The organism is Moorena sp., from assembly GCF_982860115.1.
Window position 1 is genome coordinate 40949 of the sequence record NZ_CEYLVT010000022.1, and the last position, 7899, is coordinate 48847.

At 45.0% G+C, this 7899-nt stretch carries 8 protein-coding genes; 6 read left to right on the forward strand and 2 right to left on the reverse strand.

All coding sequences use genetic code 11. The features are described 5' to 3' along the window. Window positions 1-783 precede the first annotated feature (783 nt). Together AC4II3_RS06350 and cysE are read left to right on the forward strand one after the other, a co-directional pair. Entirely contained in the window at window positions 784-1251 is a 468-nt protein-coding gene (locus AC4II3_RS06350) for a hypothetical protein (RefSeq protein WP_488006338.1), read from the forward strand. A 110-nt stretch (window positions 1252-1361) separates the two neighbouring features. Then, window positions 1362-2126: a serine O-acetyltransferase gene (cysE, locus tag AC4II3_RS06355; RefSeq protein ID WP_488006336.1), complete on the forward strand. Its 765-nt coding sequence runs from the start codon at window positions 1362-1364 to the stop codon at window positions 2124-2126. Window positions 2127-2208: 82 nt separating this feature from the next. On the opposite strand, the gene AC4II3_RS06360 is transcribed toward cysE, so the two are convergent. Then, window positions 2209-2793, reverse strand: coding sequence for an Npun_F5749 family FMN-dependent PPOX-type flavoprotein (locus tag AC4II3_RS06360; protein WP_488006334.1), 585 nt, complete (start codon window positions 2791-2793; stop codon window positions 2209-2211). A gap of 166 nt (window positions 2794-2959) precedes the next feature. Here AC4II3_RS06360 and AC4II3_RS06365 point away from each other — a divergent pair, with 166 nt between their 5' ends. Beyond that, a complete protein-coding gene (locus tag AC4II3_RS06365) occupies window positions 2960-3178 on the forward strand; it encodes a ssl0294 family protein (RefSeq protein WP_488006332.1) in 219 nt (72 codons plus the stop codon). A gap of 328 nt (window positions 3179-3506) precedes the next feature. Beyond that, window positions 3507-3788 carry an RNA-binding regulator gene (rbp, locus tag AC4II3_RS06370; RefSeq protein WP_488006330.1) on the forward strand — a complete coding sequence of 94 codons (282 nt, stop codon included), beginning with the start codon at window positions 3507-3509 and terminating at the stop codon, window positions 3786-3788. Window positions 3789-3940: 152 nt separating this feature from the next. Here rbp and AC4II3_RS06375 read toward each other — a convergent pair whose 3' ends face one another. Then, window positions 3941-5023 carry an ATP-dependent 6-phosphofructokinase gene (locus tag AC4II3_RS06375; RefSeq protein ID WP_488006328.1) on the reverse strand — a complete coding sequence of 361 codons (1083 nt, stop codon included), beginning with the start codon at window positions 5021-5023 and terminating at the stop codon, window positions 3941-3943. Between the two features lie 268 nt (window positions 5024-5291). Between AC4II3_RS06375 and fbp the strand changes: the two genes are divergently transcribed. Together fbp and tal are read left to right on the forward strand one after the other, a co-directional pair. Then, the gene (gene fbp, locus AC4II3_RS06380; protein ID WP_488006326.1) at window positions 5292-6371 is read left to right on the forward strand and encodes a class 1 fructose-bisphosphatase; all 1080 of its coding nucleotides are present in this window, start codon (window positions 5292-5294) and stop codon (window positions 6369-6371) included. Between the two features lie 153 nt (window positions 6372-6524). Then, the gene (tal, locus tag AC4II3_RS06385; protein ID WP_488006324.1) at window positions 6525-7679 is read left to right on the forward strand and encodes a transaldolase; all 1155 of its coding nucleotides are present in this window, start codon (window positions 6525-6527) and stop codon (window positions 7677-7679) included. The last annotated feature ends 220 nt before the right edge of the window (window positions 7680-7899 follow it).

A 7899-nucleotide genomic window follows, 5' to 3' on the forward strand; every position in this document is an offset into this window, starting at 1 on the left:
TTTTTAGTTATTTTGAGACTATCTTAAGTAGATAACTGTTAGTTTAGCATAGAAAGTACTGAAGAACCAAAATAAACCTCTTTAGGGAGAATTTAATAGTTCGAGATTAATGAGAATTGAAAGTCTGGGAAAAGCCCATCAGGCAAAGACTATAAATCCCATCGCAGCAGACTTAACTCAGATTAAACGAATGCTTACCTGTTTTATTCAAAAGCACCTCAAGTAGCTTGCGCATAGCGCATAAGCTGTTCGCGCAGCGTGGCCATTCGCGTAGCGTGGCTCAAAGGCCAAGGCCAAGGCTGATCCCTGAATACTTACATCCTATCTTCGTTTTAGTACTTATAATTTAAGGCGATTCGCTAAGTGGAAAGTTAAACTTGTTAATGGTTGAAAATTGTTAATGGTTATCTCAAATTAGGTTGACTAATTGTTGTTCTTGTAATTAGCGCGGTTTGCCAACCGGTATAACAAGTTTCAATGAACAAAAACTGAGCTTTTGACGCACCCGAACAGCCCCTTAGTCTCTGCAGCTTTTCCCGTAGCGCTTAAGCTGTTCGCGTAGCGTGCGCGTAGCGCTTAAGCTGATAGCTAATTGCTAAGGAATAAATTAACGACAAAGGTATCAATTAATAATCAATGTGGCAGATAGCAGAGTGTCACAGGTATTCCTATCAAACAACAGAGGTTTATAGGAAAATCTAAGTAAGTACTGTAATTTTTTATAGTTTACTCGTACTCAAATAGGGAGGAAATAGTCACAACTAGTCTTAGGAGGGTTTTGCAATGGTGCGACAAGGTGTTAGAGGAGTCATAGCTTTAATAGTAGCCCTCTATTCTACGCCCGTTTTATCCCAGACAGCGAATTTTGCTTCTTTAAACTTATCACCTGGTTTTTCCCCAAGTCAGGGACAAGTCAGTGGTCACACCGGTGGTGCTTACTCGTTGTCATCGATTGCAAATAGCGATCGCAACAATGATCCCTGTATCGGTTTTGGAGACCCTACTCCCGATCACGTGATGGTTTTGGAGGCAAATTTCTCCAGTTTAACTATAGGGGTCAACACAGGGGGAAACGATACCACTTTACTAATTCAGTTTCCCAACAATCAGATCCTTTGTGGGGATGATACAGGTTCTAAAAAAGATGCCAGCATAACAGCACAAAATTGGCCAGCTGGCACATACCAAATCTGGGTCGGTGCCTTTGAGGGAGGACAACGGTGGGATTACACCCTGACGGCTCAGGAGTAACCAGCAACAGATGCGGCACTTTCATCAGGGGGTTTCTTCCACTCGCTATTGCATCAAGACACGGTAAACTAGTTAGTAATTTGTTCAAGCATTAATTATGGTGACCCCTAGTGCTATCTGCCCTGATTGCTGACTTCCGTATTATCTTTGAGCGTGACCCAGCTGCTCGGAACTGGCTGGAGGTTTTGTTCTGCTACCCCGGTCTACAGGCTCTGCTGTTCCATCGCTGTTGTCACTGGTTACATGTGATTGGGATTCCATTCATTCCTCGAGTGCTGAGTCAGTTATCCCGATTTGTTACAGGTATTGAAATTCATCCGGGTGCCAAAATTGGTCATGGCGTTTTTATCGACCACGGTATGGGTGTGGTGATTGGAGAAACCGCCATTGTGGGAGACTACTGTCTAATCTATCAAGGTGTTACCCTCGGCGGTACAGGAAAGGAAAGTGGTAAGCGTCACCCTACTCTAGGAGAAAATGCGGTGGTGGGAGCTGGTGCTAAGGTGCTAGGGAATATCCAAATTGGTAATAATGTCCGCATTGGTGCTGGGTCAGTGGTCTTGCGAGATGTTCCTTCCGATTGTACTGTGGTCGGTATTCCAGGTCGGATTGTCTATCGTTCCGGTGTGCGAGTCAATCCCCTTGAACATGGTAGCTTGCCTGACTCAGAAGCCAAGGTAATTCGAGCGTTAGTAGACCGGATTGAGTCTCTAGAACAACAGCTACAAGAGTTAGCTCAGCAAAGATCTTCAATGGCATCAATGATATCTGATCACTCTTCAACACCAGATGCTCCAGAGAAGGGGGCTAATGCCCCATGTTGTGATATCAAGGATAAAGAAATTCGGCAGTTTTTGGATAGTTATGGGATTTGATCTAGTGGTTGAATGTTAGCAGGTTAAAGGTTGAAGGTTGTCCCTGCCGTTCCCCACAGAAAAACTTGATGTGACGCCGAAGCTAAGGATTAACAGCTTTTTGAAACCACTCCCCAGAACTGTCTTGGTAGTAAAGCCATCGGTTTTGGGGCAAACCCTGCAACCTGAGGTGATCAACCTTGACTGGTTCGAGCAATAGTAGGCAAAAATTTGGCAAAGGCTGATCTAGGGCAGGTGGCGGTGGGGAAAAGGCTTGTTGATCTGCTACTCTAGCAACACCAGGGTCAGGCCAAGCAAATTGTAAACGAGCTGCATCGGAAAGATTTTGCCAAGTCTGTTGGCGGACTTGTTTAAGTCCTTCGTCGGGATAATCAGCAGTGATCAGGGTCAACTGGCCTGCTAAACGAAATTGTTCGCGAGTGTTAGGAAAGTACCAACAAACTTCTCCCCAGGGATGATGATTAATATCGTGAATTTTCTGGCTACGGGTATCGGTAATAACTTTGAGTTGGTTGGAGTTGTCCAAAAAACCCCGAAAAACTACGGTGCGGTTAGCAGGATAGCCCTTGGGGTCAACCGTTGCCAGTTGAAAGTAACGAGCATAAGCTAGGCTCCGATTTCGGTGGAGTGCGCGAGCTAGGGGCGATCGCCAAAGAGCAATAGGCATTTTTTTTCAGACATAGCCCAGACAATAGCGCACATGTAGGATAGTTTCAAGCTCAGGATGGAACCAAGCCCCAAGTTGGCTGAGTAAACGTTAAAATCCCAATTAGAATCCCAATTTCATCAGCCTACAACTATTGGCAGCACAACCAGCACCAGGAGATCAACTCATGTTCCTTAATGAACTGACACCAATTTTTGAAGAATTTACTCAGCAGCCTGTCGCTTTTTTGGGCGGATTTTTTTCAGGAGTGTTCCGGCTGAATCTCTCAGATGATCCTCTCAAGAGTTGGTTAGAGGCTCAAAATGGCTCTGAGATATACACAGATGGTCATAACAGAAGCGAAAATGATAAAAATAAAGGTCCGCAGTCTATTTCCATTGATTAAGAGCTAATTCAACTATATTTAGCGTAGTTGTTTGGGGTCTAATTGGTGCTTAAGCACCACCCCAATACATTTTTTTGATGAATTATTAAATACTGTCAACTAGACAACCACTGATAATCCCGTAAGTGAGCTATCATGAAACGGTATTCACAAGTTCAGTGGATTCCTTTGGTAAAACTTTGATTTTGCTTCCCCCCCCTGAGGTGGTTGCCCACTGTCGAAATTTACCACTGGTTCGTCAGACATGACCGTGAGTAAGCAAAATACGTTGTACTCCGTTCTTCTGTGCCTCTGAACTTTAGTTCTATGTTCTGCCTCATCGATCGACATGACCATTTACGTCGGAAACCTGTCCTATCAAGCCACCGAAGACGACTTAAAAACAGTTTTTGGAGACTACGGCACCGTTAAACGAGTTGTTATGCCCACAGACCGTGAAACCGGCAAAATGCGCGGGTTTGCCTTTGTGGAAATGACAGAATCAGATCAAGAAGACTCAGCAATATCTCAGTTGGATGGTGCTGAGTGGATGGGACGTAGAATCAGGGTCAATAAAGCCAGACCTCGGGAAAATAATCGTAACGCTCCACGGCGCAATAATTCCTGGTAGTTGGTAATCAGCTGTGGAACATCTAATTGGTATAACTGATTAAGTGTTCTTTAAGAGTTCTCAATTTGACCGTTGACCGTTGACCGTTGACCACTAACAGTCAACAGTCAACAAGATTCATGTACTTAAAACGTTCATGATCTAAAAACTGTCTAATCTCCTAGACAAATACCCAATCCTCTAGCGGTTCTTACCAGAGTTCCGTTCGGATTCACAGCTTGATAATGCTTAATCGTTTCCTCAATCGGTACACTTACAACCTGGCGATATTGCCATGTAACCATCTGGTCATATCGTTCATTGGCGATTAAGTCAACTGCTGCCACACCGAAGGCTGAGGCAATAAAGCGATCAAGGGGTGAAGGAGTGGCACCCCGCTGGGTGTGTCCAAGAACTGTCACTCGCGTTTCCGCTCCAATGGCATTACAAATCTCTTGGGCTAGATATTGACCAATACCACCTAAGCGACATTCACCAAACCCAACATTACTCTGAAGCACCTCACCGCTTGCAGTGCGAACCGCCTCCGACACTACGATTAAACAAAAGTTTCGCCCTTGGTCCTGAAGCTGCTTGATTTTTTGGCAGACATTCTCAAGGGTATAAGGAATTTCTGGAATCAGAATAACGTCAGCCCCCCCTGCAATGCCAGCACTGATAGCAATGTGACCAGCATCACGCCCCATCACTTCTAAAATCATCACCCGGTCGTGGCTAGCCGCTGTGAAATGTAAGCGATCTAGAGCTTCGGTGGCAATGTTAACGGCAGTGTCAAACCCAATGGAGCGCTCGGTAATGGCAACGTCATTATCGATAGTCTTGGGTATACCTACCAATTTCATCCCCCCTTGTTGGGCAAGTTTGCGCAAAATAGCCAAACTACCATCGCCCCCAATACCAATTAGACCGTCTAGACCCAGTTGGTGATAACCATCAGCAATATCAGCGCTGCGATCGCATAGTGTGCCATCTGGCATGGGAAATGCAAAGGGGTCGCCTTTGTTAGTAGTGCCAAGGATTGTACCACCCATAGTCAAGATGCGATCAACCTTGTCCAAAGTTAGGTTAATCGCTTGAGGCGGATTTTGCATCAACCCCTGAGTAGCCCGACAGATGCCAAGCACCTCCCAGTTGTAAGTACCGACAGCTCGGTGAGTCACAGCTCGAATCACCGCATTGAGACCAGCACAATCTCCACCACTGGTGAGAATGCCAATGCGTTTAGTTTCTCCCATAATCTCCGTTTAAGGTTGCAATGCCTATGTTCAGATCAATTTGACCTCAGGTATAGGCTCTTAGACAAGAAAAATGGTGTGAAGATTTGATTTCTGTATTTCTTCTAAAGTTATTAAGGATCATTAAAAATGCCTCCCTAAGATAGAAAGTGAAGAGGACTAGGCACTGGGCCAATCGGTACTCTTGCGATGGCCAATAGGCCACGCTACGCGAACACCAAAATCTCTGACAAACCAAGCGCCCTAAGACCTAGGGAGGACAAAAATTATGGCAGAGGGAGCTGAACCTAGAACTCAAGAAAGAGCCCTGGATCGGGATTGTAAAACGTTATCCCGTCACGTTTTCGAGCAACTCCAAAGTTTTTCGATGGAGGCACAAGACCTAAGTGCCCTCATGAATCGCATAGCCCTAGCTGCCAAGCTAATTGCTCAACGCATGAGCCGAGCTGGTTTGATGGAAGGGGTGTTAGGATTCACGGGTGAAGTCAATGTGCAGGGTGAATCTGTCAAAAGGATGGATCTCTATGCCAATGATGTCTTCATCTCGGTATTTAAGCAAAGTGGTCTCGTCTGTCGCTTGGCCTCCGAGGAAATGGAAAAACCATACTATATCCCGGAGAATTGCCCAATTGGACGTTACACTCTGCTGTATGACCCCATTGATGGTTCCTCTAATATCGACACGAACTTGAATGTTGGTTCGATTTTTTCGATTCGTAAGCAAGAAGGAGAGGATCTAGACGGGGAAGCCCGTGATCTTCTCCAAAACGGGCGTAAGCAAATTGCTGCTGGCTACGTTCTCTATGGTCCTAGCACAATGCTGGTGTATTCCATCGGCACGGGTGTTCATGCCTTCACCCTCGATCCAAGCTTGGGAGAGTTTATCCTGTCGAAGGAAAACATTCAGGTGCCAGAACATGGCCCAGTGTATAGCACCAATGAAGGAAACTTCTGGCAGTGGGAAGAATCCATACGGGACTATATTCGCTATGTCCATCGCCATGAAGGCTATACCGCTCGCTATGGCGGGGCATTAGTGGGAGATTTTCACCGCATCTTGTATCAGGGCGGCGTATTTCTTTATCCCGGTACTGTTAAGAAACCAGAAGGGAAATTGCGTCTACTATACGAATCTTCTCCCCTAGCCTTTTTGATAGAACAAGCCGGAGGCGCTGCCAGTACAGGTACCGAAGACATTTTGGACACTGTGCCACAAACCCTCCATGCTCGTACTCCATTAATTATTGGCAGCAAAGAGGATGTAGCGTTGGTCAAGTCTTTCATTGAGGAAAAGGCAAGGCAGGCCCAAGAAAATTTGGAAGTGGCAGGGCACGTAGATAAGGGTTAAAAGGTTGAAGGTAAACCTTCAACCAACCTTCAACCAACCTTCAACCAACCAACCTTCAACCAACCAACCTTCAACCAACCAACTAACTCTACACCGAACCCGAAAGGCCAACAACCTTAAACCCTTGACAAATAACAAGTAAGGAGCTAAGCAATGACAACAACAGCAGATAATCCGATTTTTCAGATTGAAAAAAATTATGGTCAGAGTATCTGGATGGATAATCTGAGCCGCACGCTGATTGAGTCTGGAGAACTAAAAGAACTGATTCAAACCCGGGGAATTTGTGGGATCACTTCAAACCCAGCAATTTTTGAAAAAGCGATCGCAGGCAATGCCATCTACGATACTGATATCGAAGCCGGTATTCGTGCCGAGAAGTCGGTGATGGAAATTTACGAAACCCTGGTATTTGAAGACATTTCTAATGCTTGTGATATCTTCAAACCTGTATACGACGAAACCAATGGGTTAGATGGTTACGTCAGCATTGAAGTCCCACCCACTATCGCCAAAGATACTCAAAGCACGATTTCCGAAGCCCGACGCTATTACGAAGCTATTGGTAGGGAAAACGTGATGATTAAGATTCCTGGTACCCCAGAAGGCTTACCCGCAGTAGAGCAAGCTATCAGTGAAGGAATCAACGTTAATGTTACCTTGCTCTTCTCTGTAGAAAGCTACGTTGAAACATTCTGGGCTTATATTCGAGGTTTAGAAAAACGAGCGGCAGAAGGGAAAGATATTAGTAACATTGCTTCTGTAGCTAGTTTCTTCCTCAGCCGCATTGATAGCAAAGTGGATGCAAAGTTGGAAGAAAAAAGTGCAGGTGTCGATGACCCCAATTTGACAGCGAAGCTAAAGGGAATTGAAGGCAAAGTTGCGATCGCTAACGCTAAAATTGCCTACCAGAAGTACAAAGAAATTATCCAAAGCGATCGCTGGAAAGCTCTATCAGCAAAAGGTGCACAGGTACAGCGATTATTGTGGGCAAGCACCAGCACCAAAAACCCTGCCTACAGCGATGTGATGTACGTCGATGAACTCATTGGGCCGAATACTGTCAACACCCTGCCTCCCAATACCATCGAAGCTTGTGCCGATCACTGTTCCCCAGATAGTCGTATTGAGACAGGTGTTGAAGAAGCTTACCAAACCATCAACTCTCTAAACGATCCTGATGTAAATATCAATCTCAGCCAAGTTATGGATGAATTGCTTGATGAAGGGATCGTTAAATTTGTTAAGCCCTTTGATTCCTTAATTTCATCTTTAGAAAGCAAAGTCAAATTATTGGCTACAGTGTAATATAAGACGTTAAAGGTTGCCAGTTAATTTAGGTTGAAGGTTGTCGGGTGACAAAATCGCTTTGATAGAAAGCTGATGCAAAGTCTTAATCTTGGCCTTTCGGCCACCCTAAGCGAACACCCTTCAACCTACCCTAAACGGGAAGCCTGGGAAAGAACAACCTTTAACCTTTAACCTTTAACCTTTAACCTTTAACCTTTAACCTTTAACCTTTAACCTT